This window comes from Kordia jejudonensis (assembly GCF_001005315.1).
In the GTDB taxonomy this organism is placed as follows: Bacteria; Bacteroidota; Bacteroidia; order Flavobacteriales; family Flavobacteriaceae; genus Kordia; species Kordia jejudonensis.
Window position 1 is genome coordinate 1 of the sequence record NZ_LBMG01000214.1, and the last position, 232, is coordinate 232.

Sequence of the window (232 nt, forward strand, 5' to 3'; positions counted from 1 at the left end):
TATATGAAACAGGCGTAGCGATTCGATTTTGAGTTACTAAACTATTTACAAATGGTTCGTTTGAAACTTCCGATTCAAAAGGATACGTAAATATTGATTTTTCAATGGTCTGATCAACGATACTTTTTAGTTCTTTTACAAAAGGATAGTTCGTATCAAATACAGTTTCTTGTGTTCTGCTATAAATTCCATTGTCTAAATAATCAGTGGTAATCACTTTTGTATTCAGATT

The 232-nt window shown here is 30.2% G+C and carries 1 protein-coding gene; it reads right to left on the reverse strand.

Features of this window, described 5'->3' with window-relative positions:
* The coding region (locus AA089_RS25415) for a hypothetical protein (RefSeq protein ID WP_162200480.1) at positions 1 to 232 on the reverse strand (232 nt) is incomplete at both ends.